This window comes from Syntrophaceae bacterium, from assembly GCA_013177795.1.
Classification (GTDB): domain Bacteria; phylum Desulfobacterota; class Syntrophia; order Syntrophales; family UBA2192; genus UBA2192.
In genome coordinates this window covers 719,058-745,004 of record JABLXY010000003.1, presented here as the reverse complement: position 1 = coordinate 745,004, position 25,947 = coordinate 719,058, and the positions used below count along the sequence as shown (strand labels likewise).

Here is a 25,947-nt window from a genome sequence, read left to right as displayed (position 1 = left end):
TCCCTGTTCATGCAATCGACGGATCGGGCCGGAATCTTTAATCCCGCCGCGCCTTACCTCCTGGCCGCTTTCTTTCTCATCCCGGCGGGCTGGCAGGGGATTTCCATGGCGAAGATGTTGATCCCCGCCTCGTGGCCGACCTCGAACCGGACGTCGTACTTGCGCAGCAGGGAGACGGCCAGCAGGAGCCCCGCGGCCCGCTCGTCCCTGCATTCCTGTCCCTGGCGCCCCTGCAGGATCGCGTCCCTCAGCTCGGGCGGCATGGGGCGTCCCGTGTCCTGGAACTTGAGCACGACCCGGCCGTTGCGGCGGGCCGTGGACACGAAGAATTCCTTCACGGGGCTGTCCTTCATGGCCTCCATGGCGTAACGGACCCAGGTGGAGATGAAGATGGAGTAGTCGGCGGGGGAGCCGGCGACGTCGTGCAGATCCGCGTCGAGGTCCATGATCTTCTTCACGTTGTGCTTGAAATCCAGGTAGAAATCGAAGAACCGGATCTCGTTCTCCACGAGCTCCGAGAGATTCACCTGCTGGATGTTGCGGTCGCCGATGGCGTAGAACTTCCCCGAGACGTGCTTGAAGAGGTCGAAGAGCCGGTCCGACTCGCGGGTGATGAGCTCGATGTCCTTGAGGAGCTTCGCGTGGTCCTCCCCGAGGGTGCGCTCCGCGTCCGGGTAGGCCTCACGGGTCTTGCGGATGGCTTCCTCGAGACGCCGCTGCAGCAGCCGCGTGCGCCCGATGATCCCGTTGAGAGGATTGGCGAAGTTGTGCAGGATCCCCGGGATGAGCTCCTCGATGAAGGTGCCTTCGAACTCCCGCTCCAGGAGGCGGAACACCTCGGCTTCCCTCGTTTCCCTCGTTTCCCTCACTTCCTTGGGCTTGATCATATCCCCCTTCTCCGCTTTCTCCCCGGCTCTTCCCGGCCTAACGCCGGCGGTCGATGATCACGTTTTGATTTTGAAGCATTTTCCATGCCCTGTCGACCTTTTCCTGCTCCGACAGGTTCTGCCCGGCCGCCGTGGGGGCGCCCGTCGAATGGATGACCGAAGTATTGCCCGCGTCGTCCCTGACCTCCCGGGTGCCGATCCGGTCGGACGGGTTCGGCCTGCCGGCCTGCTCCTGCTCGATCATGAGCCGGATGGTCTCTTCGCTGACCCCGGCCTTTTTGAGCCGGATGACCTCGTCGGCCGTGAGGGCCGAGGCCCAGCCTGAATAAAGCAGCACGATGAAAAAAGCAATCACAAATCTCGCCGGACGCGGCATCTCCCGATCCCCCTTCCGCCCGTTCCCCGGGCCCCGTTCCCTATAACCACACGAACCGGGTCAGGTACACGTTTTTCAGCGTCCCCTCGCCCAGGACGCTCTGCAGCTCCTCCCGCACGTCCCTCTTGAACCGGCTGCCGGAATCGGGCTTCCCGATCCACTCGGGCCCCCTCTTCTTCGCCGCGTGGTAGATCGCCCTGCGGATCTCCACCTTCCGGTCCTCCGTGAGCTCCACCGCCCCGTGAAACTCGACCGTGACGTCGCACTGCAGGAAGCGGTAGCGGCCTTTGGCATCCTTGACGTCGATGCTGAAATCGGGGAATACGGCCTCGTGGACCGCCGGGGCGGCCGGGACGGCCGCCGTCTGCTGCCCGGCGGTGATCCGCTCCTCCCCCTGATGGCGGAAATAGACGAGGGACCCGGCGGCGGCCGAGAGGAGAAGGAGCCCAGTGACGCCCGCCGCGAGGACTTTCCAGTTCAGCAGAGCCCTCCACCCGAGCGAGGGGCCCGGCCGCCCGAACACGCCGAGGGCCCTCTGCAGGCATGCGCGGAGCCGCAGCAGCAGCGACATGCGCTTCGGCGGGGCAGGACCCGCCTCGGCGGCGATCCCCGCCGGTGCCGTGCCCGGGGCTTCCGCCGGCCCGTCGATTTCCAGCAGATCGAGTTCTACGCGCCGCGCCATGGCCTTGCCCGCCTACCGGAGCTCTTTCACCCTGCCCCGGAGCCGCAGCACCGCCTGCGAGTGGAGCTGGCAGACCCGGGATTCGGTGAGATTCATCACGCAGCCGATCTCCTTCATGGTGAGTTCCTCGTAGTAGTAGAGCGACAGCACCAGCTTCTCCTTGTCGGGCAGCGCCTCGATGGCATCCTTGAGGATCTTCCGCACCTCGCCCCGGGCCAGGATCGACAGGGGGCTGCCCTGGTCCATCTTTTCCAGCACGTCGTAGGCGGCGTACTTCTCGCAGTAGTCGGGCGGCAGGTCCTCGCTCGACAGCAGCGACACGCCCGAGGCCTCGTCGAGGAGCTGGTGGTAGTCCTCGAGCGACAGCTCCATGAACTCGGCGATTTCCGCCTCGTCGGGGGGCCGGCCGAGCTGCTTCTGGAGGGCGAGCATTGCCTTCTCGATCCGGGCGTCCTTGTTGCGCGCCGAGCGCGGCTGCCAGTCCCTCGCCCGCAGCTCGTCGAGGACGGCGCCGCGGATGCGGAAGCGCGCGTACGTCTCGAACTGGACGTTTCGCCCCTTGTCGAACTTCTCCAGGGCGGAGATCAGGCCGATGACCCCCACGTTGATGAGGTCATCGCGCTCGGCCACGTGCGCGGGCACCTTGCAGGCGATCCGGTCGACGATGCTCTTGACGAGAGGGGCGTATTTCAGAATCAGCTTGTCCCGTTCCTTCTTGTTCACGTCCGCCCCTACCCGCGCGGTTTCTCGACGATGGACTTCCAGAAGAACTTCAGGCTGCCCGACTCGACGGGGCCGGGCTGGATCCTGCAGAGCTTCCGGGCGATGGACTGCAGGCACTTGTTCGCCTTGGATTCGGGAAAGGCCTCCGCCAGGGCCTTCTGCTGCCGCACCGCTTCGGTCACCCGGGTGTCGTCCAGGACGTACCCGAGGGACTCGATGGAGAGATTCAGGAAATGCGAGGTGGCGTTGCTCACCTTCAGGAACACCTCCCGGGCCTCGCTGGAGTTCTTCACCATGTTCGCCAGGAGCATGAAGCGCTTCTCGCCGTGCTGGCTGTAGAGGATCTTGATCAGGGCGTAGGCGTCGGTGATGGAGGTGGGCTCCGGCGAGGCGACGACGATGATCTCCCGGGCGGCCACGTTGAAGTAGATCACGTTGCCCGCGATGCCCGCGGCCGTGTCGATGAGCATGAAGTCCAGCTCGCTGCCCAGCCCGTCGAGCTCATCGAGCAGGGCGAGCTTCTCGCCCCGGGACAGGTCCGCCATCTCGGGGATGCCCGAGGTGGCAGGCAGGATCTGCATGCCGCCGGGCCCCTCGACGATCACCTCGGCAAGCGCCTTCTCGCCCCGCAGGACGTGATAGAGATTGTACTTCGGCGCGAGCCCCAGGATCACGTCGATGTTCGCGAGGCCCATGTCCGCGTCCAGGACGAGGGTCCTCTTCTTCATCCGGGAGAGATGATAGGCCAGGTTCGCCGCGATGTTGGTCTTGCCGACGCCGCCCTTGCCGCTCGTGATCGCAATCACGCGGGTCGCCCGCCGGGGCGCCCGCTCCGCAGAGACCCCCCCGGGGCAGGGGTCGATCGATCCTTCCTTGAGTTCCGAGGCCTTTTTCATCCGCCTGAGCAAGGTTGCCTGATCCAACTGAAAAGCACCTCCGTTTGATGACATACCCGATTCCGCTGCCGCCGCTGTCGGCCCTTCGGCCGCCTGCATAAGAAGGTAAGAAAGTGAGAGGATCAGAAGGTTGGATGCGTCTGTGTTACATCGCGCATCATCCGCTTCTTCGATCTCTATCCCTTCATTTCTTCTTAACGTCCCTTCTTACCTTCTTACCCTCTTACCCTCTGTCTTCTCACTGCATCGTGCTGGTCATGATCATCCGGGCCAGCCGCCCCGGGTCGATCCTCTCGATGTCCTGCGGGACGTTCTGCCCGTTGGTCACCCAGGAGACGGGCTTGCGCTCCTGGTCGATGATGTTGTAGATCCTGCCGAAATGCCGGTCCTCGTCGAGCTTGGTGAAGATGATCGAGCGGTAGCCCACGGGTTTGAACCGCGCGACGTTCTCGGCCAGGTTGTCCTGGCTCGACGTCAGGGGCAGCAGGAGGCTGGCCTCCACGGGGGCGTCGAGCTCGAAGAGATCCCGCAGCCTGTCGATGTAGCCGGGCTCCGCCGTGTTCTTGCCGGGCGTGTCCACCAGGACGAGGTCCCGGTCCGCGAGTTTCGCCAGGGCCATCCGGAAGGCCGCCTTGTCGGGGACCACCTCGATGGGGATCTGCATGATCCGTGCGTAGGTCTTGAGCTGCTCCGCGGCGGCGATGCGGTAGGTGTCCGTCGTGATGAGGCCGACCTTCTTCTTCTCCTCGAGGGCCGCCCGGGCCGCGATCTTCGCCAGGGTCGTCGTCTTCCCCGCGCCGGTGGGCCCCACGAAGGCGCAGATGCGCCTCCTCTCCTCGCCCCGGTAGGAGAGGCCGATGGACATGGCCAGCAGCTTCTCGGCGGTGCGGCCCACGGCCTCCTCGTCCTGCAGCTTCCCCGGCGGCAGGTTGCGGTTCAGCGTGCTCACGAGCAGGAAGGCCTTCGGGCGCGACACGCCGGACGAGACGAGCCGGTGGTAGATCTTCAGCAGTGCCCCGGGGAACTTCTCCTTGCGCTGGAACCCCATGGTGTCGAAGAACGTGTCGAGCATCTCCCGCATCTCGAGGAACTCCCCGTAGGGGAAGGAGCGAAGGGCGGACTCGGCCAAAAGCCCCTTGATCTCCTCCAGGTCGCGCCGCAGCGCGCGGGCCACGGCCTCCCCTTCGCCGTCGGGCGCAACCGGAGCGGGCGGGCCCGCGGGCCGCGCGCCTTCGCGGCGGCCTTCCGGGCGCTCGTCCACGGCAGCGGTGACCTCGACGAGCGGGTCCCTCCCCCCGCGGAGCTTCCTCGTCGAGAGCACCACGGCATCCGGCCCGAGCTCGCTCTTGATCTTCAACAAGGCTTCCTGCGTGCTGGCGGCTTCGAAACGCTTGATCTGCACGGCCCTACTCCACGATCCCGAGGGATTTGATGTTCACGTCGTGCGTGATCTCGTTGTGCGAGAGCACGATGATGTTCGGGATGAATTTTTCCAGGACCTTCCGGAAGTGGATCCGGGCCCCCGGCGAACACAGCACGATGGGCTGCAGCCCCCTCGAGGCAAAGGTCCCGATGAACTTCTGCACGCCGCGGACGACTTTCTGCACCCAGTTCGGGTCCACGGCGAGGAACGACTCGAATTCCGTGTGCTGGACGGACTGGCTGATCTTGTCCTCGATCTCCGGCGAGAGCATGACCACGGTGATGCCCCCCTCGCTGTCGCGGTACTGCCGGGTGATGGTCCGGGCCAGAGCCTGGCGCACGTAGCCGGTGAGGATGTCGATGTTCTTCGTCATCGGCGCGTAGTCGGCCAGCGTCTCGAGCACCGTCAGCAGGTCCCGGATGGAGATCCTCTCGCGCAGCAGCCGCTGCAGCACGCGGTGGATCGTCCCCACGGAGACCACCTTCGGGACGAGCTCCTCGACCACCTTCGGATAGGTCTTCGCGAGGTTGTCGAGCAGCGCCTGGACCTCCTGCCGGCCGAGCAGCTCGTCTGCGTGGGCCTTGATGATCTCGGTCAGGTGCGTCGTCACCACCGTGGCGGGGTCCACGACGACCACGCCGCGCGCCTGGACGCTCTCCTTCTCCCGCTCCGTGATCCAGACGGCGGGAAGCCCGAAGGCGGGCTCCTTCGTCTCGATCCCCTTGACGCGGGGTGTCTTGTCCGACGTGAGCGCCAGCCAGTGGCCGGGCATCAGCTCGCCGCGGGCGATCTCGACGCCCTTGAGGATGACGGTGTACTGGTTGGGCTTGAGCTGGAGGTTGTCCCGGATGTGGATGGCCGGGATGACGAACCCCATCTCCGCGGCCAGCTGCCGCCGCAGCGACTTGATGCGCTGCAGGAGCTCCCCGCCCTGTGCCGCGTCGACAAACCCGATGAGCCCGTAGCCCACCTCGATCTCCAGCAGGTCGAGCGGCAGCAGCAGGTCCACGGTCTCGATCGGCGTGGGCGGCGGCGCCTGCTCCTCGGCGGCCTCCGTTGCCGGCGGGGCGCTGCGGATCAGGTGCCAGGCCAGAAACCCCGCACCCGCCGCCACGAGGAGGAAGGAGAGCTTCGGCATGCCGGGGATCAGGGCAAACACGAGGAGGATCGCGGCGGCCGTGCCGATCGCCTTGGGCTGCAGGAAGAGCTGGTCCGAGATCTCCTGCCCGAGATTGGACGACGAGGTGGAGCGCGTCACGAGCATGCCGGCGGCCGTGGAGATGATCAGGGCCGGCACCTGCGTCACGAGCCCGTCGCCGATCGTGAGCAGCGTGTAGTTGCGGGCCGCATCGGTGATGTCCATGCCCTGCTGCAGCACGCCGACGATGAGACCCCCCACGATGTTGATGAAGATGATCACGACCCCGGCGATGGCGTCGCCGCGCACGAACTTGCTGGCGCCGTCCATGGCGCCGTAGAAGTCGGCCTCCCGCTCGATCTCGCTGCGCCGGCGCCTCGCCTCGGCCTCCGAGATGAGCCCGGCGTTGAGATCGGCGTCGATGCTCATCTGCTTGCCCGGCATGGCGTCCAGGGTGAACCGGGCCGCCACCTCCGCGATGCGGGTGGCGCCCTTGGTGATCACGACGAAGTTGATCAGGGTGAGCACGGTGAAGACGATGAGGCCCACCACGTAGTTGCCCCCCACGACGAAGGTCCCGAAGGCCTTGATGACCTGCCCGGCGGCCCCGGTGCCCTCGTTGCCGTGCAGCAGGATGAGCCGCGACGAGGCCACGTTGAGCGACAGGCGGAACAGGGTCACCGTCAGCAGCACGGAGGGGAAGACGGAGAAGTCGAGGGGCTTGAGGACGAACATCGACATCAGCAGAATCACGATCGCCGTCGTGATGCTGAGCGACAGCAGCAGGTCGATGATGATCGGCGGCAGGGGGATCACCATGACCATGAGGATGGCGATCACGCCGACGCCCATCAGCGTCGCCGGGTTTTTCGCCCAGTGGGGGACGGCCCCCGCTTTTTCAACCGCTTCTGCCATCGCTTATTCCGCCATCCGTGCAGGGATGCGCCCCGCAGGAATATCCTTGCGGGTCGTCGGCAAAACACTCGCAGACGTAACCAGAGCCCTAGACAGCCCGCTCCTTGAGGCCGTACACGTAAGCCAGGATCTCGGCGACCGCGCGGTACAGGTCCTCCGGGATCGCACGGTCCACATCGACCGTTTTATACAATAGTTGTGCCACGGGTTTGTTCTCGACGACGGGCACGCCGTGGGCCGCGGCGATCTCCCGGATCTTCTCGGCGATGTGGCCCGCCCCCTTGGCCACGACGGTGGGCGCGTGCATCTTCTCGGGGTCGTAGCGGACGGCCACGGCCAGGTGCGTCGGGTTGGTGATGACCACGTCGGCCTTGGGCACGGCGGCCATCATCCGCCTGCGCGCCGCCTCGCGCTGGATGCGCCGGATCCTCGCCTTGACAGCAGGGTTGCCCTCGGTCTGCTTGTATTCGTCCTTGACCTCCTGCTTGGACATCCGGAGCCCCTTCTCGTACTCCCAGCGCTGGTAGATGTAGTCCACGATGGCCAGCACGACGAGGATCCAGCAGGTCGTGATCAGGATCTTGAAGGAGACCCGCCCCGTGTACAGGAGGATCCCCCAGACGGACTCCTCCATGAGCGGCACCACGTTCGGCAGTTCCTCTCTCAGGGTGAACCAGACGACATAGGCGACGACGCCCATCTTCACGAGGCTCTTGGCCAGCTCAACCACGGAACGCAGCGAGAAGAGGCGCTGGAAGCCCTTGACGGGGTTGATCTTGTCGAACTTCGGGGCGAGCGCCTCCGTGGAGAAGATGAACCCGATCTGCAGGTAGTTGGCCAGCACCCCGGCCGCAAGCACGGTGAGCAGCAGCGGGCCCAGGATGAGCAGGAGCTTCCAGGACCATCCCCAGAGAAGCGAGTGGATGTTCGTGAGGGTGACGGCCGTCGTGCCGCATTCGCGCAGCGTCCAGCGCGTCAGGTCCATCAGGCGCTCGACCATGGCCCCGGAGCCGAAATAGAACAGGATCGTGCAGGACAGCAGGATCGCCGCCGATACCGCCTCGCGGCTCTGGGCGACCTGGCCCTTGCTCCGGGCTTCCTCGCGTCGCTTGGGCGACGCCTGTTCGTTTCGTTCCTGGTCCTTGTCGATGTCGGCCATGAAACTGCCGTATGCCGTGTTAGGTTTTGGGTTTTACGTTTTACGTTTTGCGTTGTTCGCTCTAGCCGTCAGCGCGCAAGACGGCGGTTTTGCAACCCTTGCAACGAGATTCCGGGCTGCTGACGGCGCCGTCAACAAACCGGCGCCAAACCCGGGGTATCAGGCTGCGGCGGCGATGGAAAGGGTTGCAGACTTCGTGCCGGAAACGCGTTCTGATTCCGGGATTATCGCTCCGGATTTCGGGCAATGGCCGGGCCGCAAGGAGAGATGATGGACGCCTTTCCCCGCCGTCCAGTCTTGCGCCTGACGCCCGTTGCCTGATGCCTGCACCCCCGGCGCCTACATTGCCCTGAGCAAGAGGCCCATTTCGGCGGGGAGGTTCGAGAAGAGGCCGGCCGCGATGTGGAGAAACAGGGGCAGCGTGACCCCGATCCCGATGAGGCCGATGGCGATCTGGAGCGGGAAGCCCACGATGAAGATGTTGATCTGTGGAACGGTGCGCGCGACGAGGCCCAGGCCGACATTCGCGCACAGGAGGGCCACGACGATGGGGGCCGAGACCTTGACGGCGATGATGAAGAGGTTCCGCGACAGCGCGACGAGGTTCTGCACCAGGTCGCCCGTGACGTGGAACCCGAGGACCGGCAGGACCCGGTAGCTTTCCGAGATGGCCTGGATCATCGTGTGGTGGCCGTCGACGGCCAAAAAGAAGAGCCCGGCCAGCATGTACTGAAACTCGGCGATGATGGACACCTGGCCGCTCGTCGCGGGGTCGATGACGTTGACGATGGCAAAGCCCATCTGGAAGCCCACGAGCTGGCCTGCCAGCTGGATCCCCGCAAACACGAGCCGGCCGGCGAATCCCAGGATGACCCCGATGAACACCTCCCCGCCCATGCGCATGCCGAGGCTGAAGAGATCGTCCGCGGCCGCCGCCGGGGGCTCCACGAAGGGCAGGACCAGAGCGGTAACGAGAATCGACAGCCCCCCCTTGACCCGCAGGGGCGTGGTCCGGTCCCCGAGGATCGGGATCATGGCCAGGATCGTGCTGACCCGGATGAGGACGAGGAAGAACAGCTCGACCTGGGCGGCGGAGAAAACGGGGAAGTTCACGCTCTGTCACCTGATGCCCGCGCCTGTTGCCTGGTGCCTATTTGATATAGTTCGGTATGTTCGAGAACAGGTTGTGTGTGAAGTTCACGAGCATGTCCAGCATCCACGGCGCGGCGACGAGGAGGGCCAGCATGACGGCGATGATCTTCGGCACGAAGGTCAGCGTCATCTCGTGCACCTGCGTCACTGCCTGGAAGACGCTGATCACGATGCCCACGACGAGGCCGACGAGCAGGATCGGCGCCGACACCAGGAGGGTCACCTTCATCGTCTCGGCCGCGATGCCCATGATCAGATCCGTTGTCATGCCTCTGCCTCCCCCCCGCGGGCGCTCAGTGGAAGCTCTGGACGAGCGAGCCGATGATGAGGTACCACCCGTCGACGAGCACGAACAGCAGGAGCTTGAAGGGCAGGCTGATCATGATCGGCGGCAGCATCATCATCCCCATCGACAGCAGGATACTGGCCACGACCATGTCGATGACGAGGAAGGGGATGTAGATGAGAAAGCCGATCTGGAAGGCGGTTTTCAGCTCGCTGATCACGAATGCCGGGATGAGCGCCGTAAGCGCCACGTCGGCGGGCTTCTCGGGCTTTTTGCCGCCCGAGATCTTGATGAAGAGCTCCATGTCCTTCTCCCGGGTCTGTTTGAGCATGAAGTCCCGGATCGGCACCGCCGCCTTCTCGAAGGCCTGCTGGGTCGAGATCTCCTCGTTCATGTAGGGCTGGATGGCGTCGCTGTTGACCTTCTGCCAGACGGGCGTCATGATAAAGAACGTCAGGAAGAGTGCGAGCCCGATGACAATCTGGTTTGCCGGCAGCTGCTGGGTGCCCAGGGCGTGCCGCAGGATCGAGAGCACGACGACGATCCGCGTGAAGGAGGTCACCATCATGAGGATCGCCGGGGCGAGCGACAGGACGGTGAGCAGCAGCAGCAGCTGCATCACCACGGCCACCTTGCCCGGCTCGCCGGAGCCGTCGCCGATGCTGAGGCTGACGGACGGCACGGGCATGTTCTGCGCCCACGCGGCCTCCGCCGCGGAGAGGGTGGCCGCAGCGGCAAGCAGGGCCGCCAGGGCGAGCGATGTCCACAGGGGCTTTTTCATGGCCGTGTCCGCCGGGTCGTTGTTCGGGTGCGTCGCCTCATTTCGTTTCACCCTGCCCGCCCAGGAGGCTCAGGGTCTTGAGCTTGCGCCGGTACAGGGCCACCGGGTCCAGAAACGGCTGCGGTTCGGCCTCCCCGGGGCGCGCCGACCGGAGACGCTCGAGGGCATCCTCGTCGGTGATGGTGGTCAGCAGGGTCATCCGGTCGCCGGAGACACCAACGACGATCACGCTTCCCAGCACGTCGAGCAGCAGGATGCTCGACTTCGGGCCCAGGTGGCGGGTGGAGAGGACCCGGATCATCCGGCCGTCGTCGACCTTCGCACCCGTCCTCTGCATCAGCTTCCGGACCGCCCAGAGCCCGGCCAGCATGACCCCGAGCACGACGGCCAGGGCCGAGATCATCTTCACGAGCGACGCCAGGAACTCGAATGTGCTCATGCCCGCCCGCCTCCCTTCAGCGCAGCTTGAGGATGCGCTCCGCGGGGGAGACGATGTCCGTCAGGCGGACGCCGAACTTCTCGTTGATGACGACGACCTCCCCGCGCGCGATGAGGCGCTGGTTGACATAGACGTCCATGGGCTCGCCGGCGATCTTCTGCAGCTCCACCACGGACCCCTGCCCGAGCTGCAGCAGCTCGCTGATCAGCATGCGGCAGCGGCCCAGCTCCACGGTGAGGCTCAGCGGGATGTCGAGGATGAAGTCGAGATCGAAGCCCCCCTTGCCGGCCGCAGGCTTCTGCAGCTCGCTGAAGTCGGGATCGCTGACTTCCGCCGTCGGGGCGCCCTGCCGGGATTTCTCCAGCTCGTCCCTGACGTCGTCCCAACCGATCTCCCCATCCTGCCTGGGCGGGGCGCCGCCGGTCTCCTTGTTGATCTCCTGCATCAAGCTGTCCACTTCATTCTGTTCCATAGTACCGAGCCTCTTTTCCTTCCACCATTCCCGCGATCTGAATCGCCGTGTTTCCCTTGTAGACGCCCGGGTAGGCGCGCAGCTTCTGGACCCCCTCCACGTAGACGTCGAGCGGGTCAACGCGGTAGCGGTCGAGCATGATGACGTCGCCCTTCTTGAGGCCGACCACCTCCTTGGCGCTGACTTCCGTGCGCCCGAGCTCCACGATGAGCTCCACCTTCGACGCGACGAGCCCCTCCTTGAACCGGTTGGCCCACTCCCGGTCCACCTCCAGGGCGTCGCTCTGGAAGCCGGCCTGCAGCTTCTCGCGCACGGGCTCCAGCATCGAATAGGGGATGCAGATGGACACGATGCCCGAGGAGAACTCCATCTCGATCTCGAAGTGCACCACGACGACCACGTCCGTCAGCGGGACGATGTGCGCGAACTGGGGGTTGATCTCCGAGCGCTGGTGCGTGATCTTCACCTCGAGGATCGCCTTCCAGGCCTTCTCGAAATCGGCCAACGCGCTGAGCACGACCCGCTTGATCAGGCGGTTCTCGATGGCGGTGAACTCGCGGCCCTCGATCTTGAAGCTCGACTGTCCCGAGCCGCCGAAGAGGATGTCCACGAGGGAAAAGATCACCTTCGACTCGACGACGAAGATCGCGCTGCCCCGAAGCGGGTCCATCCGGAAGATGTGCAGGCTCGTCGGCACCGGGAGCGTCTTGAGGAACTCGCCGAACTTCATCATCTCCACCGACAGGGCGCTCACCCCGACGACCCGCCGCAACAGCGACGAGAGGCTGAGCCGGAAGATGCGGGCGAACTTCTCCGTCGTCATCTCGAAGGTGGGCATCCGGCCCCGGATAATCCGGTCCTGGCTGGTCAGGTCGTAGGGAAGGACATCGCCCGGCTCGTGCTGCTCGACCCGGTCCGTGTCGATCTCCCCGCCGGAGAGCCCTTTCAAGAGGACGTCGACTTCTTCCTGGGACAGGATGTTGGACATCGCGAAACGCCGCCTATTTCTCTTCCCGTTTCTATTTCGTCCAAATCCCCCTCTTTCCCCGTTTTCCATGAGGGGGTGTCAGGGGGATTTCCGCCTTTTGCCCTTCGCCTCTTATTGCACCACAAAATCCGTGAAGTAGACCTGCACCACCTTGCCCCTCGTGAGGTGGCTGTTGAGGCGCATGGCGATCTCTTCCTTGAGGCGCTGCTTGCCCTCGAAGTTGTTCAGGTCCTTGAACGTCTTCACGGTCAGCACGCCGAGGACCATGTCGCGCACCTTCGGCTTCATCTGTTCCAGCTCGGTCGCGGCGAGCGCGTCCGACAGTTCGAAGTTCATGGTGATCTTGAGATAGCGGTCCGCATCGGCGTCGGCGAGGTTGATGATGAACACGTCGGGTGCCCAGACGGCGCCGATGGGGGGCTTCGGGGGGGCCTGGGGCTCCTTGCCCGCCGACTTGTTCAGGAACAGATAGGCCCCGGCGCCGCCTCCTCCGAGCACCAGCAGGAGGACCACGCCGATGAGGATCCACTTGAGCTTGGAGCCCTTCTTCTTTTCCTTGCCGCCCTCGGCGGCCTGCTCTTCCGTCTTGTTCTTTTCCGCTTCCTTGGCCATGGCTCCCCGGTTCACTCCTTCGGATTTACGCTGTCGGCCCGAACCGTCAGGGCATACCGTCCCGAGGGCTCGAGCCCTGCGGGCTGGGTCCCGGGCCGGGCCGCAGCGGCGCTGCGGGCGCACAGAGAATGAGAGCAAATTCCATACCAATCGAAAGCGGGGATTTTTCAAGCGATTCCGGCGGCCGGGGCTGCCCGCGGAGGGGTACGGGCCGGCCCGGCGGCGGCGGCCGGACAGGCGCAAGGGAAGGTCCCGGGGACGGCACGGGGCGGCCCCGGCGGGTCAACAAATTGACGGTGAGAAACGGGCATCCGGGCTGCCCCCTTCGGCGGCTTACCGCACTTCAGGGGCAACCCGGATTGCCGGGTTACCGCTTGATGTTCATCAGCTCGGCCATCATGGCGTCCGTCGTCGTGATGACCTTCGCGTTGGCCTGGTAGGCCCTCTGGGCCGTGATCATCGTGATGAACTCCGTGCCGAGGTCCGTGTTGGCCATCTCCAAGGCGTTGGACTTGACCTCGCCCAGCCCGCCGGCGCCCGGCGTGTTGATGATCGCCTGGCCCGAGACGAGGGTGGCGCTGAAGAGGTTCGAGCCCATCTTCTTGAGGCCCCAGGGGTTGGGGAAGTCGCCCAGAGCGATCTGCCCCAGCGAGGCCGTCTGGCCGTTGGTGAAGAAGCCCGTGATCGTGCCGTCCTTCTCGATGGCAAGGCTCCGCAGCACGCCGGAGGGATAGCCGTCGTTGGTCAGGGCCTTCACCGTCGAGCTGGAGGCGTAACCGGTCATCGTCTCGGCCCGGGCCGACGTGAGGTCCCACGTCAGGGTTCCCCCGTTGCCGATGACGGCACCGTTGGCCAGCCCGCTGAAGGCGACGTTGATGTCGGCGGGGTCCGCCTCGGTGTACGTGAAGGGGATCGTGAGCAGGTCGCCGTTGGCCCAGGCGCCCCCGAGGGTCACGGTGATGTCCGCCCCGCCTGCGCCGTCGAGGTCGATGAGCAGCGTGTCATCCACGTTGGTCGTGCCGTAGCCCGTGATGGAGGCGTTTGCATAATCCGAGGAGGAGTGGACGGACCAGGCGTTGACGCTGTCTCGCTGCAGCACGAGGCTGCCCGTCTTGTAGATCTGCCCGTTATGGCCGGCAACCAGCTGCGCCGTGGCCGTCCCGCTGCCCGAGGGCGTCAGGGTGCCCATGGTCGAGCTGTAGACCTTTTCGAGGTTGCCCAGGCCGTCGAAGGACAGCCCCGAGTAGTTCTGCGAGTCGGGCGCGTTGCCGTCCAGGGTGACGTACATCCCCCACTGGCCGTCGCCCTCGTTCTTCATGTAGGTCACGGCCAGCGTGTGGGCCGCCCCGAGGGAGTCGAAGACGGTCTGGGAGGAGTTGTACGTGCCGCCCGTGGCGGTCCTCGCGTCGAGGTTCAGCCCGATGGAGAAGGTCGTGGACGGGACGGGGGCCGACTGGGCGTTTCGGGTGTTGATGTCCCCCAGCGTGGGTGTCCCCGGCGGGTATCCCTGCACGCGGTAGTCGTTGACGTCGACGAGGTAGCCCTCGCCGTCGATGTGGAAGGCCCCTGCCCGTGTGTAGAACTGGGAGCCCTCGTCGTCCCGGACGATGAAGAAGCCGCCGCCGTCGATGGCCAGGTCCAGAGCGCTCGAGGTGGACTCGAGGGAGCCCTGGCTGAACTGGGTGGCCACGTCGGCCACGGTGACGCCCTGGCCGATCTGCATGATGCCGGAGGCGCCGCCGGAGAGGCTCTGGCTCAGCACGTTGGCGAAGTAGGCCTTGCCGGCCTTGAATCCCATCGTGTTGGCGTTGGCGATGTTGTTCCCGATCACGTCCATCTGCTTGGAGCTGGCGTTGAGCCCCGAAATGGCGATCCACAGTGCGCTTCCCATCTCGCTGTCCTCCTCGTTTCCCCGGTCAGACGCCCGGTGTTAATTCGTGCTGGTCTTCTTCACGGAAATGACGTCGCCGTAGGCGATCTCGCGGCCGCCCACGCTCAGCGTGGTGGCGCCGTCGCGGAAGTTCACCCCCGTCACCTCGCCCTGGATCACGGTCTCGGCGCCGACGGCCCTGCCCGCGCGGTCGGCGGCGCTCACCTCGAAGGTGCAGGTGCCCGCAAGCGCGCTCGGCGGGCTCCAGGTCAGTGTGTTGAGGCCCTGCTTCTGGTTCCGGAAGGCCACGGCGTCGACGAACTCGCCCTCGGCATTGTAGATGCGGACGAGGCCCTCCGCGGCATCGCCGGCGAGCCGGTAGCTCAGCGTCACGGGGCCGCCCGCGGCCTGGACCGTGTTGCCCCGGGCCAGGACCTCCTTGCCGATGAGGCTCACGGCCTGCGCGCTGCCCAGCGACTGCTGCTGCCTGGTGAAGGCGGTGAGCTGGGTGTTGATGTTCTGGAGCTGCTCGAGGCTCGAGAACTGGGCCAGCTGCGCCGTGAAGGCCGTGCCGTCCAGCGGGTTGAGCGGGTCCTGGTTCTTCAGCTGGGCGATGAGCATCCGCAGGAACTCGTCCTTGCCGATGATGTTCTTGCCGCCTGTCGTCGCGGCCGTGTTCGTGCTGTTCGAGGCCGCCTGCACGGTGTTGGTCACGCTCATGGTTCGACTCCTTCCGATTCCGTATCCTTTCAGGCGAAGACGCTCAGTCCGCCGTCCCCGATGCGGGGCGGCCCCGCCGGGATTCCCGGCTCAGGCGCTCGTGCATCCTGCCCGTGCTTTCGTTCGTTTCCCCTCCGGGAATCCCCGCGGGCAAATCCCGCCTCCCTCCAGAAGCCCTCACCGTCCTCGTCGGGACGGTTCTGGACGAGCACCTCCAGGCGCTCGATCTCGAAGCCCTTGTCCTGCAGCGCGCTCCGCAGGTCGTCCATGCCGGCTTGGAGCAGCTGCTTGACCTCCTGGTTGTCGGCCAGCATGACCAGCTTGACGCGGTTGTCCTGGACGACGACGTCGAGGTCGAGGGTGCCGAGCCGCGGCGGCTGCAGGTTCAGGACCATGCGCCCCGAGCCGTCGCGGAGGATCTGGGCCGCGCCCTCGAGGACCTGGCTCACCACGGTCTGCGGCCTTGCGGCGGACAGGTTCCCCGCCGCCTTGCCCTGGGCGGGGGCGGACCGTTCGGCCTGGCCGGCCGGCGCATCGCGGCCCTCGAGGCCGCTGATCCTCGGGACGGCCTGCTTCTTCAGGGAGCCGGTGTCCGCCGTCTTGTCCGGCTCGCCCCCGGCGAGGCCGCCGAATTCGCTCTTCACCCTCTCGGCGGACGGAACGGCCTGGCTCGGCTTGCCCTCCGGCGGGGGCGCCTCGGGAACCACGGCGGCCGGCTGGGGCCTTGGCGCCTTTGCGGTCTTCGCCTTCGACTGTGCCGGGGCCCCCTCGCCGCCCGTGAGGATCCTGAGGACCTCCCCTTCCCTGGCGGTCATCGATTTCACGGCGTTGATCCCCTCGCGCCGGTTCAGGGGCTCGCCGTTGACGTATCCCGTCTGCCGTGCGGCCTTCCTCTGCGCGGCGAGGCCGCCGTTGTTCCGGACCATTTCCTTCAGCAGGGCCTCCTCGGCCGGGGTGAGGGAGCCTTTTTTCGACGCAGCGGCGGCCTGCTGTGCATCCGCGCCTTCCCGGACCGCCGCCTTCGGGGGCGCCGCCTTCATGGCCTGCCCGGCAAGCTCCCTCGCATGCTCCAGGGTCTCCTTCGCCTGCACCTCGACGGCGGCCTGCCCGATCCGTCTGCCCGCGGCGGCGAGCCGCCCGCCGGCCCCGGCGAGCGCTTCAGCCCCCTCCGTTCCCCCTGCCGGTTTTCCCTTCGGGGACGTTCCTTTCTTCTCGCCCTGCGCCTTGACGGCCTCGAGATCCAGCCTCTTGGACCGGAGAATGTCGGCAAAGGACACGGTGAGGCCGGCCGCTGCGGCATCCCTGGCGTCGGCCCGGTCGTCCCGCTTCCTGCCGGGTGCCGGGTCCGCGCCGCGGGGGGCGTCTGCCTGGGCGACGGGGTCAATCGGAAGCTGAACAGCGGAAGAATCCATGGGCATTCCTCGAGTTGTTTTGCCCGTGCAGGGGAGCAACCCGTGTGCCACGCCGCCGGGGCACGGGGCACAGGGCGCAGGGCCAAAGGGCGACAGGAGGGACAGGACGCGTATAACACATCGGAATCACGACCGTTCACTTCCGATCGCGCTCTCCTTCCGTGCCGTGCTTCCGGTGATTTCGCCCGCGCGGAAGGGGGCACGACGCCCTGCGGGCCGGGCAATATTTGCCTGCCTTTCCCCGAGGGGCCGGGTAAATTTTACGAGGGTGCAGCGCCTAAAGAAACGCCCTGTCCGTGCCGATGAACCCGTTGAGAAGAAAGGCTCAAAGAGGATTCGGAGCGCCATGACGGCCATCGACACAACGGGTGCGGAGCGGCTCTTTGCCTCCATGCAGGTCAACCCCGGGCAGCTGGAGTACTACGCGGGCCGCGCCCTGGAGCGGGGCATCGAGCGCTACAAGAACAAGCAGTACGGGGCCGCCGTCGGGGAATTCCGGATGTCGCTGTCCCTCGCGCCGCAGGCGCAGAACGCCCTCGGCGTGGCGGAGCTCATGTCGAAGGCCTACCGCGCGATGGGGGATGCGCAGCGTGCCGTCGACTCCGTCAAGGACTTCGTCGGGAAGAACCGTTCCTCGGACGGGGCACACGCCCTGCTGGCCCGCCTGCTGTTCCAGGAGGAGCGGTACGACGAGGCCGTCACGGAATACGAGAAGGCCGTCGAGCTCAGCCCCAGCGCATCCAACCGCTTCGCCCTCGGCGAGGCCTACCTGCAGGCGGGCCGCCTGGGCGATGCCGAGCAGGAGTTCATGCGGGTGCGGCTCATGCTGCCCGACGACCCCGCCGCGCACCTGGGCCTCGGCCAGACCTATGCCCGGCAGGGCGACACGGAGGCGGCGGTCCGCGAGTTCAAGGCGGCCATCGACAAGAAGAGGGACTTCTGGGACGCCTACGCCGAGCTGGGATACGTGTACGCCGACCGGGGGGAGATCGACCTCGCCCAGGACACCGTCAGGCTCCTCGAGTCGAAGGCCCCTGCGCTGGCGGACATCCTGAGCCGTTACATCTACAAGGCCGACCCGCCGAAATTCGTGCTGGCCTACGCCAACAGCTCGTTCCCCTACAGCCTGCCCGCGGGAACGGCGGTCTCGAGTCTCGATGCCGAGCTTTCCGCCGCCGGCGCCTCGAAGACCTTCTGGGTGAAGTTCCAGTTCGACAAGGAGATGGACCGGGAATCCGTGGAGACGACGACGAACTGGACCATCCGCAGGTCCCAGGGAGGTGGGGCAGGACTCTACAATTTCGGCCTGCCGGTCCCGTCGACGGAGATCTCCGTCGCGATGCTGCCGGACTTTGTCAGCTACGATTCCCGGAACCTCACCGCCACGGTCTTCTTCACCGTCCGCCAGAACGCCGCGGCCGACGGCACCATCGACCCCGGGCACATCGAGTTTTGCTTCCGGGGGACCGACCGCTTCGAGCAGAGGATGGACCCCCGGAAGGACCAGTGGACCGGCTTCTCGGGCGTCTTCTAGGCTTCCCGGGTCCGGGTCGACGGGGGCATAAAAAAAGGGATCGATCGTCCGATGGACTGACCGTCCCCATGCAATGTGCCCGCTTTATGCGTCCTCTCCGGGGCCCTGTCGCCTCTTGATCTGAGCCTTTTGCCTGCTGCGAAGCAGCCTACTGCGCCGGCTCCGGCCGGTTCGGGGTGCCCGTGATCTCCTTGGCGATCTCGGCGGCCCGCTGGGCGCTGAGGTGTCCCCAGATTGCGCCCGCCTTCTTGCTCTTCATGTTCATGATGATCCCGGCGGCAAGCTTCCTGTCCATCTTCTCGAGCATGGGGCCCGCCTGGGCCGGCGGCGTGGCCTCGAAGACGGTGGCGAGGTCGCGGAGCCGCTTGTCCTCGGCCGCCTTCACGGCGTCGAGCATGCCCGAGAGCCTGTCCTCGAGGCCCTTGAGCGCGTCGATCTTGGCGACGATCTCCCCCTTCAGGGCCTGCAGCCTCTTCTCCTCCTCCCGGATCGCGCTTTCGCGGCCGTCGAGCTGCTTCTCGCGCTCGGCCAGCGCCGCGGCGAGCTTGCGCTCCCTCGCCAGGGCGTCCTCCGCGGGCTGCGGCGGGGCCCCCTTCTCCGGCGCCTTCTGCGCCACGTTGGCGATCGCGTGATCGGGGTCGAGGACCGCCGCGGCATGGGGCATGAACGTCTGCAGGACGCCCCCGGCGGCGGCGAGCTTGACGACGATCAGCGCCACGACGAGGATCTCACAGATGATGATCAGCCTTCTCATCGCCGGACCTCTTCAGAAAGCGGATGATTCCCTGCTCGTTCAATTCCACGGACTCCTTGCGGGTCCACTCTTTCCAGTACTGATCGAACTTCTTCTGCTTGAGGATCTCCATGATCTTTCGCCGCTTCATGGCCTCCGTGAGCTCATCCCGCTTGATCTCGAGGGCTTTCTCGCGGTCGGCGACCAGCACCGCCTGGGCCACCTCCCGCTGACGGAGGGTCCGGAGGTACCCGAAGGCCAGGCCGATCTCGCCCGCGTTGAGCGTCCCTTCCCGGCGGCGCATCAGTCCGGCCAGCACGGAGGCCTTCTCGCCGCGGATCGACCGGAGCCGCTCCTTCTGGCGCTCGAGGTCCCGGACCTGCTCGGAGAACTCCTGCAAGATCTGCTCCTCCGCGAGCTTCCGCACATTCAGGACCTGTTCGAACCGGAACCGGAACACCCTGTACTCCTGTCGTTCATCCCTCCTGTATGTCGGAGAGATGTCTCGATGAAAGGCCGCAGCCTGCGAAGCTGAGAAGTTTTGAAGCTCTGAAGCTTGGAGAAGCGAAAAGGACATGTCGTGCCGTAGCGCATTCCAAACTTCTCAACTTCCCAACTTCGTATCTTCCCGGACATTACGAGCCGCACCACCGCAGAGGTTTGTTCACCTCTCACTCGAACAGCGCAAGCAGCTGCCTGCGGCTCTCCTCGAAACTCACCTTCTCGCTCATGTCCTGCCGGAGGTAGGCGTTGACCCGGTCGATCATCCGGATGGCGTGGTCGATCTCGGGGCTGCTGCCCGCGACGTAGGCGCCGATGTTGATGAGGTCCTCGGCCTTCCGGTAGGTGGCGATGATGTTGAGCAGCTCGTTGGCCCGCCTGCGCTGCTCGCCGTCCACGATGTCGATCATCACGCGGCTCACGCTCTCGAGCACGTCCACGGCCGGGTAGTGGTTCTTCGCGGCGATGGCGCGCGACAGGGCGATGTGACCGTCCAGGATGGAGCGGGCCGCGTCGGCAATCGGCTCGTTGAAGTCGTCGCCCTCGACGAGCACGGTGTAGAGCCCCGTGATGCTCCCCCGGCCCTCAACGGGACCCGTCCGCTCCAGGAGCTTGGGCAGGAGGCTGAAGACGGATGGCGTGTAGCCCTTCGTGGCCGGCGGCTCGCCCACGGAGAGGCCGACCTCCCGCTGGGCCATGGCGAAGCGGGTGAGCGAGTCCACCATGAGCAGCACGTCGGCGCCCTGGTCCCGGAAGTACTCGGCCACGGACGTGGCCACGTAGGCCGCGCGCATGCGGATCAGCGGATGGCGGTCCGAGGTGGCCACGATGACCACGGAGCGGCTCAGGCCTTCCGGCCCCAGGTTCTTCTCGACGAATTCGCGGACCTCGCGCCCCCGCTCGCCGATCAGGCCGATCACGTTGACGTCGGCCTTCGTGTAGCGGGCGATCATCCCCATGAGAATGCTCTTCCCCACGCCGGAGCCGGAGAAGATGCCCATCTTCTGGCCCTTGCCGCAGGACAGCAGGCCGTTGAGGGCGCGGATGCCGAGGTCCATGGGCTCCACGATCCGCCCCCGCTTCAGGGGGTTGATCGGCTCGGCATAGAGCGGATAGTCGTCCTCCGGCTCGATGGGGCCGCGGCCGTCGATCGGGTTGCCCAGGCCGTCGATGATCCGCCCCAGGAGCTTCTTGCCCACGGCGATGGACGCCTTGCGCCCCAGCGAGACGATCTTGCAGCCCGGGCCCACGCCCTGCAGGTGGTCCAGCGGCATGAGGAGGACCTTTCCCTTCCGGAAGCCGACCACCTCGGCGCGGAGCGTCTCGCAGGCGCCGCCGTTGGCGAAGATGTTGCACATCTCGCCCACGGAGCTCGCGGGTCCGTGCCCCTCGACCATGAGGCCGATGATCTCGCTCACCGTCCCGTTGACCTTGATCGGGTTGATCTGGTCGAGAATGCGGTTGTAGCGGTTGAAGTCCAGGGTCATCAAAATACCTCAGGCGCAGGGACCGATGGCGTAAGGGCTTGAAAAGAATTTTTTCCGCGTCGCCTTTCGCCCTTTGCCTTATGCCTTTTGCCCGTTTTGCAAAAACGCCTTCAGGATCTCCTCGAGCTGCTGCTCCAGGGTGGCGTCGATTTCGCCGAAGGCCGTCTCGATCACGGCGCCGCCGGCGCTGATGCCCGGGTCCGCCTCCAGGGTGATCGACCGGATCCCCTCGAAGCCCGCAATGAGGCCCGGGGTCAGCTTCGAGACCCGCTCGTGGTCCCGCGGGTTGAGCCGGATCTTGATGCGGTCGCGGTCGAGGACGTTCTTGACGGCCTCGCGCAGGACGCCGAGGATCACGTCGCGGTCCATCGCCACCTCCCGCCGGATGACCTTCCGGGCCACGGCGATGACGAGCTTGAGCACCTTCGCCTCCCCGCGCTCCAGGATGCTGCGGCGGATGTTCTCGACCTCGAGCAGCAGCTTCTTGAGCGCCTCGGCCGTGGCGGCCAGTTCCTTTTCCCGCGTTTCGCATCCCTTGCGGAACCCCTCGGCATGCCCCCTCTCGTAGGCATGCTTCACGGCGGCCTCGATCTTCCTCTCCGACTCGACGAGGATTTCCTCGATCCGCGAGCGCCGCGGCACCGGGCCCTGGGAGAGGTTCTCGCAGCCGAAGTCGGCCGGCACGAAGCGGGGCTTTTCCGTCCGGGGGGCGTCGACGATCTTGACGTTCTGGGACTTGATGACCCGGTTAGACGAACGCATCGCCCTCCTCGCGCAGCAGCTGGATGCGGCCCTCGGCCTCGAGCCGCTTGCAGATGTCCAGGATGGCCCGCTGGCTCTTCTCCACCTCGGAGAGACGCACGGGCGGCATCATCTCGATGTCTTCCTTCAGCATCTCGGCGCCGCGCTTGGACATGTTCCTGAAGACCTTCTCGCGGCCCTCCGCGACGACGACCTTGAGGGCCCGGGCGAGGTCCTCGCTCGAGACCTCGCGCAGCAGCTCCTGCATGCTGCGGTCGTCGAGCTTCAGGATGTCGTCGAAGGTGAACATCAGCCCGCGGATCTCCGCGGCCAGCTCCGGGTCCGTGCCGTCGAGCGAGGAAATGATCGCGCTTTCGCTCGTGCGGTTCATCCGGTTGAGGATCTCCGCCATGAGCCGCACGCCGCCGATCTCCTTCTCGTTGGCGGCCCCGGAGATCAGCTCGCTCTCGAGCGTCTCGGCCACGTCCTCGATCAGGTCCGTGGGCACGCTCTTGAGATTCGCCATCCGCCGGACGATCTCGATCTGCATCTCCGGGGAGAGGGATTCCATGATCTCCGCGGCCTGCTCGGGGCGCAGGTGCGCAAGGATGAGCGCCGTCGTCTGCGGGTGCTCCATCTTCGTGAACTCCTTGAGCAGCTTGGGGTCGATGTCCCGCAGCTTCTCGAAGATGGGGTTTTCGCTGATCTTGCCCTTCTCGTCCTCCAGGGCGGTGAGGATGCTCCCGGCCTGCTCGGGGCCCAGGGCCTTGAGGACGATGTTCTTCGCCACGTCCTCCTTGACCGAGACGATCCCGCCTTTTTCCTTCGCGAGGTCGCAGAATTCCCTGGCGACGTTCTGCACGTCGCTCGCCGAGATGCTCGTGATCCGGCTCATGTACTTGCTGATGCGGCGGACCTCGGAGGCCCGGAGGTTCTTCATCACCGCCGCCGCGAGCTCCTCGTCGAGGGAGAGCAGAAGGATGGCTGCCTTTTCTTCGTTGGTCATAGAAAAACCCTGGGCATCAGGCATTGGGCATGAGGCTCGAGGGAAGAATTCCGAACAGGCCTGACGCCTGGTGCCTGGTGCCTGAAGCCTGTCACTTTATCCAATTCCGCAGCAGCTCGGCGAAGCGCTTGGCGTCCGCCGAGGCCATGTGCCGCACGATGTCGGCCTCCGTCAGTTCGCGGGACGCCTGCGGGGCGCCCAGCGAGAGCGTCACGCCGTCTCCCCCCTTGATTTCGCCCGCGGCGGCCGGCACTTCACGGACCGACACCTCCACCTGCCGGCCCCGCTCGGCGAGCATGCGCACGAGGGGCTTGACGACGAAGAGCGCCGCCAGGACCACCACGGCCAGGATCACGAGGTAGCGGACCAGCGGCAGGAAGGGCGCCAGCCTGTCGAGCCAGGACTTCTCGGGCATATCGGAGGACAGGTCCACCTTCTTGAACGGGACGTTGGACACGACGACCTGGTCGCCCCGCTTCGCATCGAACCCGGCGGACTTCTTCACGAGGTCCTCCAGCGCCGCCAGTTCCTTCTCGGGGCGCGGCTGGTACTCCTCGACCCCCTTGTCGTTCTTCGCGTACGTGCCGTCGACGAGCACGGCGATGGAGAGCTTCTTGACGTCCCCCACGGGCATGACGGTCTTGTGGACCGTGCGGCTGATCTCGTAGTTGATCGTCTCGTCGGACTTCTCGCGGTTCGTCCCGGCCGGCCGCGCAGCGGGCGCCGCCGCCTGCCGGGCCGTCAGCGCGACGGAGCTCTCGCCCATCGAGCCGGACGTGCTGCCCGACTTCTCCTGCGAGCGCTGCACGCTGCGGATGGCGGGCTCCTCGGAGTCGTACTTCTCCTCCGTCTTCTCCATGACCCGGAAGTCCAGGTCGGCGGAGATGCGGACGACGGCCTTCCCCTCGCCGACGACCTTCTCCAGCATGGAGGTGATGCGGCTCGTGAGGTCCTTCTCGACGTTCTTCTTGTACTCGATCTGGGAGTTGGACAGCTGGGCCACCCCGCCCCCCTCGGTCACCTTCGAGAGAACCTTTCCGCTCGAGTCCACGATCATGACGTCCCGGGGGCTCATCCCCTCGATGGAGCTCGAGACGAGGTGGGCGATGCCCTGGATCTGCTGCTCGCTCAGGCTGCGCCCGCTCTTGAGCTTCACGATGACAGACGCCGTGGGCTTCTTCTGGTCCTCGGCGAAGAGGGACTTCTTCGGGATGGCCAGGTGCACCCGGCTCTGCTGGATCTCGTCGAGGCTGTTGATCGTGCGGGTCAGCTCACCCTGGAGGGCGCGCTGGAGGTTGAGCTGCTGGACGAACTCGGTGACGCCCAGGTTCTTCGTGTCGAAGATCTCGAAGCCGACGCCGCCGCCCTTCGGCAGGCCCGAGGCGGCCAGCTCCAGCCGGAGCTGCGACACCTGCTCTGCGGGCACCGAGATCGTGTCGCCGCCGGGTGAGAGCTGGTAGGGAATCTTCTTCTCCTGGAGCCTCGACGTGATCTGGCCGGCGTCCTCGGCGGAGAGGTTCGTGAAGAGGACCTTGTAGTCCGGCTGGTTGATGAAGACGACGGCCAGCGCGATGCTGACGAGCGTGGCGGCCGCCGCCGCGAGGATGGTGAGTTTCCGGGGGACCGGAAGGGACTGGAACCCCTTCCACATCTGCGAGACGAGCTGAGCCATGGGCGGTTGATCCCTCTATCCGTCAGAAGAATTTCGGTACCCGTCATCGGAGCGCGCAATCCAGGTCGAGGTCGAGCAGGAGCCGCAGATGACAGAGGGCGGAACCCTGAACGTTACACCTGCATCCGCATCACTTCCTGGTAGGCTTCCAGGATCTTGTTCCGGACCTGCATCATGGCCCGGAAGGACAGATCGGCCTTCTCGAGGGCGATCATGGCCTCGTGGATGCTGCCCGACTGGCCGAGCTGGACGTTCGTGATCGCCTTGTCGGCGCTGTTCTGCAGCCGGTTGATCTCGCTGACCGCCTGCTTCAGCATCTCCCCGAACGAGCCCTGCGGCCCGCCCGCTGCGCTCCCGGCAGGCCGCGGGGCCTGCGCCAGGGGCGCCTGGACGTCGTGACGCGTCGTGATCTTGTTCATGGGTCGTGCTCCTTCACCGTCCGGGGCCGGTTTGCGCCCCGGACCTTCCCGGATTCGTTACTTGCCGATGTCGAGGGCCTTGAGGACCATGTTCTTCGAGGCGTCCAGCGCGGTCACGCAGGCCTCGTAGGCCCGGTTGGCCGTGATCATGTCGGCCATCTCCGTGACCACGTTCACGTTCGGGTAGGTGACGAACCCCTGCTCGTCGGCGTTGGGGTGGGCGGGGTCGTGGACCTTCTTGAGCCCCTCCCCGTCCTCGACGATCTCCGTCACCTTCACCTGGGAGAGCGCATCCTGGAGGGCCGCGCCGAACTTGCCCCGCACGGGCTCCGCGGCCAGCACGGCGACTTTTCTCTTGTAGGGGCCCCCCTCGGGGGTCTGGATCGTGCTCGCGTTGGCGAGGTTGCTCACGATGACGTCCATCTTCTTGCGCTGGGCCGTCAGCCCCGACGCGCAGATGTCAAAGGACGTGATGAAATCCATTACTTGCCCTCCCTCAGGACGATCTGGAGTTTCCTGAACTTGCGCGCCAGCATCTCGACGGCGGCGTTGTGCATGAGGTGGTTCTCGGCAATCGCGACCATCTCGCGGTCCAGGCTCACCTGTTCCCCCGTCCGGACCACGGAGAGGCTACCCCCCGCCGTCTGGGCAGGCAAATGTTTCCCGTGCGTGCGGGCCAGGCGGACGCCCTTCTGCTGCATCGAGGCGATCAGGTTCTCGAAGTCCACATCCTTGGGCTCGTAGCCCGGCGTGTCGATGTTGGACACGTTCGAGGCCAGGACCTGGTGCCGCTGCGACCGGGCCCCCACGATGTCCGAGAGCATGTTGATCGTTTTGCCGAAGAGGATGTCCATGCAGATTTTTCCCCGTTCAGAGAATCCGTGGGAAAACTTTGCAAGGCATGTGCCAAAGAAAAGTGTTCG

At 65.8% G+C, this 25,947-nt stretch carries 29 protein-coding genes; 2 read left to right on the top strand and 27 right to left on the bottom strand.

Annotated elements, in window-relative coordinates:
* Positions 1–53: 53 nt before the first annotated feature.
* The 8 genes from HPY67_13415 to flhB all read right to left on the bottom strand — a co-directional run bounded on the left by HPY67_13415 (position 54) and on the right by flhB (position 8,199).
* Positions 54–887, bottom strand: a complete 834-nt coding sequence (locus HPY67_13415) for a HAMP domain-containing histidine kinase (GenBank protein ID NPV05723.1) — start codon at positions 885–887, stop codon at positions 54–56.
* 37 nt (positions 888–924) lie between these two features.
* Complete coding sequence (locus tag HPY67_13410; GenBank protein ID NPV05722.1) at positions 925–1,242, bottom strand: hypothetical protein; 318 nt, start codon at positions 1,240–1,242, stop codon at positions 925–927.
* A gap of 61 nt (positions 1,243–1,303) precedes the next feature.
* Positions 1,304–1,945, bottom strand: a complete 642-nt coding sequence (locus tag HPY67_13405) for a flagellar basal body-associated FliL family protein (protein NPV05721.1) — start codon at positions 1,943–1,945, stop codon at positions 1,304–1,306.
* A 12-nt stretch (positions 1,946–1,957) separates the two neighbouring features.
* Positions 1,958–2,710, bottom strand: a complete 753-nt coding sequence (locus HPY67_13400) for a FliA/WhiG family RNA polymerase sigma factor (GenBank protein NPV05720.1) — start codon at positions 2,708–2,710, stop codon at positions 1,958–1,960.
* On the bottom strand, positions 2,677–3,618 hold the full coding sequence (locus tag HPY67_13395) for a MinD/ParA family protein (protein ID NPV05719.1): 942 nt from the start codon (positions 3,616–3,618) through the stop codon (positions 2,677–2,679). Before HPY67_13395 ends, HPY67_13400 begins: the two co-directional genes overlap by 34 nt.
* 184 nt (positions 3,619–3,802) lie before the next feature.
* Complete coding sequence (gene flhF / locus HPY67_13390; protein ID NPV05718.1) at positions 3,803–4,966, bottom strand: flagellar biosynthesis protein FlhF; 1,164 nt, start codon at positions 4,964–4,966, stop codon at positions 3,803–3,805.
* A gap of 4 nt (positions 4,967–4,970) precedes the next feature.
* Entirely contained in the window at positions 4,971–7,040 is a 2,070-nt protein-coding gene (flhA, locus tag HPY67_13385; GenBank protein ID NPV05717.1) for a flagellar biosynthesis protein FlhA, read from the bottom strand.
* Positions 7,041–7,128: 88 nt separating this feature from the next.
* Complete coding sequence (flhB, locus tag HPY67_13380; GenBank protein NPV05716.1) at positions 7,129–8,199, bottom strand: flagellar biosynthesis protein FlhB; 1,071 nt, start codon at positions 8,197–8,199, stop codon at positions 7,129–7,131.
* On the opposite strand from flhB, the gene HPY67_13375 reads away from it, so the two are divergent.
* Complete coding sequence (locus HPY67_13375; GenBank protein NPV05715.1) at positions 8,198–8,470, top strand: hypothetical protein; 273 nt, start codon at positions 8,198–8,200, stop codon at positions 8,468–8,470. The genes flhB and HPY67_13375 overlap by 2 nt on opposite strands.
* A gap of 68 nt (positions 8,471–8,538) precedes the next feature.
* Here the strand turns inward: HPY67_13375 and fliR are convergent, their stop codons facing one another.
* The 10 genes from fliR to HPY67_13325 all read right to left on the bottom strand — a co-directional run bounded on the left by fliR (position 8,539) and on the right by HPY67_13325 (position 16,931).
* Positions 8,539–9,312, bottom strand: coding sequence for a flagellar type III secretion system protein FliR (gene fliR / locus HPY67_13370; protein NPV05714.1), 774 nt, complete (start codon positions 9,310–9,312; stop codon positions 8,539–8,541).
* A gap of 37 nt (positions 9,313–9,349) precedes the next feature.
* Entirely contained in the window at positions 9,350–9,619 is a 270-nt protein-coding gene (fliQ, locus tag HPY67_13365) for a flagellar biosynthesis protein FliQ (protein ID NPV05713.1), read from the bottom strand.
* A 25-nt stretch (positions 9,620–9,644) separates the two neighbouring features.
* Complete coding sequence (gene fliP, locus HPY67_13360) at positions 9,645–10,418, bottom strand: flagellar type III secretion system pore protein FliP (protein ID NPV05712.1); 774 nt, start codon at positions 10,416–10,418, stop codon at positions 9,645–9,647.
* A gap of 37 nt (positions 10,419–10,455) precedes the next feature.
* Entirely contained in the window at positions 10,456–10,857 is a 402-nt protein-coding gene (locus HPY67_13355) for a flagellar biosynthetic protein FliO (GenBank protein NPV05711.1), read from the bottom strand.
* Between the two features lie 16 nt (positions 10,858–10,873).
* Positions 10,874–11,329, bottom strand: a complete 456-nt coding sequence (gene fliN / locus HPY67_13350; GenBank protein ID NPV05710.1) for a flagellar motor switch protein FliN — start codon at positions 11,327–11,329, stop codon at positions 10,874–10,876.
* Positions 11,316–12,317 carry a flagellar motor switch protein FliM gene (gene fliM / locus HPY67_13345; protein NPV05709.1) on the bottom strand — a complete coding sequence of 334 codons (1,002 nt, stop codon included), beginning with the start codon at positions 12,315–12,317 and terminating at the stop codon, positions 11,316–11,318. The genes fliN and fliM overlap by 14 nt, the downstream gene beginning before the upstream one ends.
* Before the next feature lie 111 nt (positions 12,318–12,428).
* The gene (locus tag HPY67_13340; GenBank protein NPV05708.1) at positions 12,429–12,929 is read right to left on the bottom strand and encodes a flagellar basal body protein FliL; all 501 of its coding nucleotides are present in this window, start codon (positions 12,927–12,929) and stop codon (positions 12,429–12,431) included.
* Positions 12,930–13,296: 367 nt separating this feature from the next.
* A complete protein-coding gene (locus HPY67_13335) occupies positions 13,297–14,820 on the bottom strand; it encodes a flagellar hook protein FlgE (protein ID NPV05707.1) in 1,524 nt (507 codons plus the stop codon).
* A 39-nt stretch (positions 14,821–14,859) separates the two neighbouring features.
* On the bottom strand, positions 14,860–15,519 hold the full coding sequence (locus HPY67_13330; GenBank protein NPV05706.1) for a flagellar hook assembly protein FlgD: 660 nt from the start codon (positions 15,517–15,519) through the stop codon (positions 14,860–14,862).
* 29 nt (positions 15,520–15,548) lie between these two features.
* Positions 15,549–16,931: a hypothetical protein gene (locus tag HPY67_13325; GenBank protein NPV05705.1), complete on the bottom strand. Its 1,383-nt coding sequence runs from the start codon at positions 16,929–16,931 to the stop codon at positions 15,549–15,551.
* A gap of 346 nt (positions 16,932–17,277) precedes the next feature.
* Here HPY67_13325 and HPY67_13320 point away from each other — a divergent pair, with 346 nt between their 5' ends.
* Complete coding sequence (locus HPY67_13320) at positions 17,278–18,465, top strand: tetratricopeptide repeat protein (GenBank protein NPV05704.1); 1,188 nt, start codon at positions 17,278–17,280, stop codon at positions 18,463–18,465.
* A gap of 148 nt (positions 18,466–18,613) precedes the next feature.
* On the opposite strand, the gene HPY67_13315 is transcribed toward HPY67_13320, so the two are convergent.
* From HPY67_13315 to flgB, 9 genes are all read right to left on the bottom strand, one after another.
* On the bottom strand, positions 18,614–19,219 hold the full coding sequence (locus tag HPY67_13315) for a hypothetical protein (GenBank protein ID NPV05703.1): 606 nt from the start codon (positions 19,217–19,219) through the stop codon (positions 18,614–18,616).
* Entirely contained in the window at positions 19,194–19,658 is a 465-nt protein-coding gene (fliJ, locus tag HPY67_13310; GenBank protein ID NPV05702.1) for a flagellar export protein FliJ, read from the bottom strand. Before fliJ ends, HPY67_13315 begins: the two co-directional genes overlap by 26 nt.
* A gap of 211 nt (positions 19,659–19,869) precedes the next feature.
* Complete coding sequence (fliI, locus tag HPY67_13305; protein NPV05701.1) at positions 19,870–21,186, bottom strand: flagellar protein export ATPase FliI; 1,317 nt, start codon at positions 21,184–21,186, stop codon at positions 19,870–19,872.
* Positions 21,187–21,264: 78 nt separating this feature from the next.
* The gene (locus HPY67_13300) at positions 21,265–21,948 is read right to left on the bottom strand and encodes a hypothetical protein (GenBank protein NPV05700.1); all 684 of its coding nucleotides are present in this window, start codon (positions 21,946–21,948) and stop codon (positions 21,265–21,267) included.
* A complete protein-coding gene (gene fliG, locus HPY67_13295; protein ID NPV05699.1) occupies positions 21,935–22,933 on the bottom strand; it encodes a flagellar motor switch protein FliG in 999 nt (332 codons plus the stop codon). The genes HPY67_13300 and fliG overlap by 14 nt, the downstream gene beginning before the upstream one ends.
* A gap of 91 nt (positions 22,934–23,024) precedes the next feature.
* Positions 23,025–24,605: a flagellar M-ring protein FliF gene (fliF, locus tag HPY67_13290; GenBank protein ID NPV05698.1), complete on the bottom strand. Its 1,581-nt coding sequence runs from the start codon at positions 24,603–24,605 to the stop codon at positions 23,025–23,027.
* A 113-nt stretch (positions 24,606–24,718) separates the two neighbouring features.
* Complete coding sequence (gene fliE / locus HPY67_13285; GenBank protein NPV05697.1) at positions 24,719–25,024, bottom strand: flagellar hook-basal body complex protein FliE; 306 nt, start codon at positions 25,022–25,024, stop codon at positions 24,719–24,721.
* Between the two features lie 57 nt (positions 25,025–25,081).
* On the bottom strand, positions 25,082–25,507 hold the full coding sequence (gene flgC / locus HPY67_13280; GenBank protein ID NPV05696.1) for a flagellar basal body rod protein FlgC: 426 nt from the start codon (positions 25,505–25,507) through the stop codon (positions 25,082–25,084).
* Positions 25,507–25,878: a flagellar basal body rod protein FlgB gene (flgB, locus tag HPY67_13275; GenBank protein NPV05695.1), complete on the bottom strand. Its 372-nt coding sequence runs from the start codon at positions 25,876–25,878 to the stop codon at positions 25,507–25,509. The genes flgC and flgB overlap by 1 nt, the downstream gene beginning before the upstream one ends.
* Positions 25,879–25,947 lie beyond the last annotated feature (69 nt).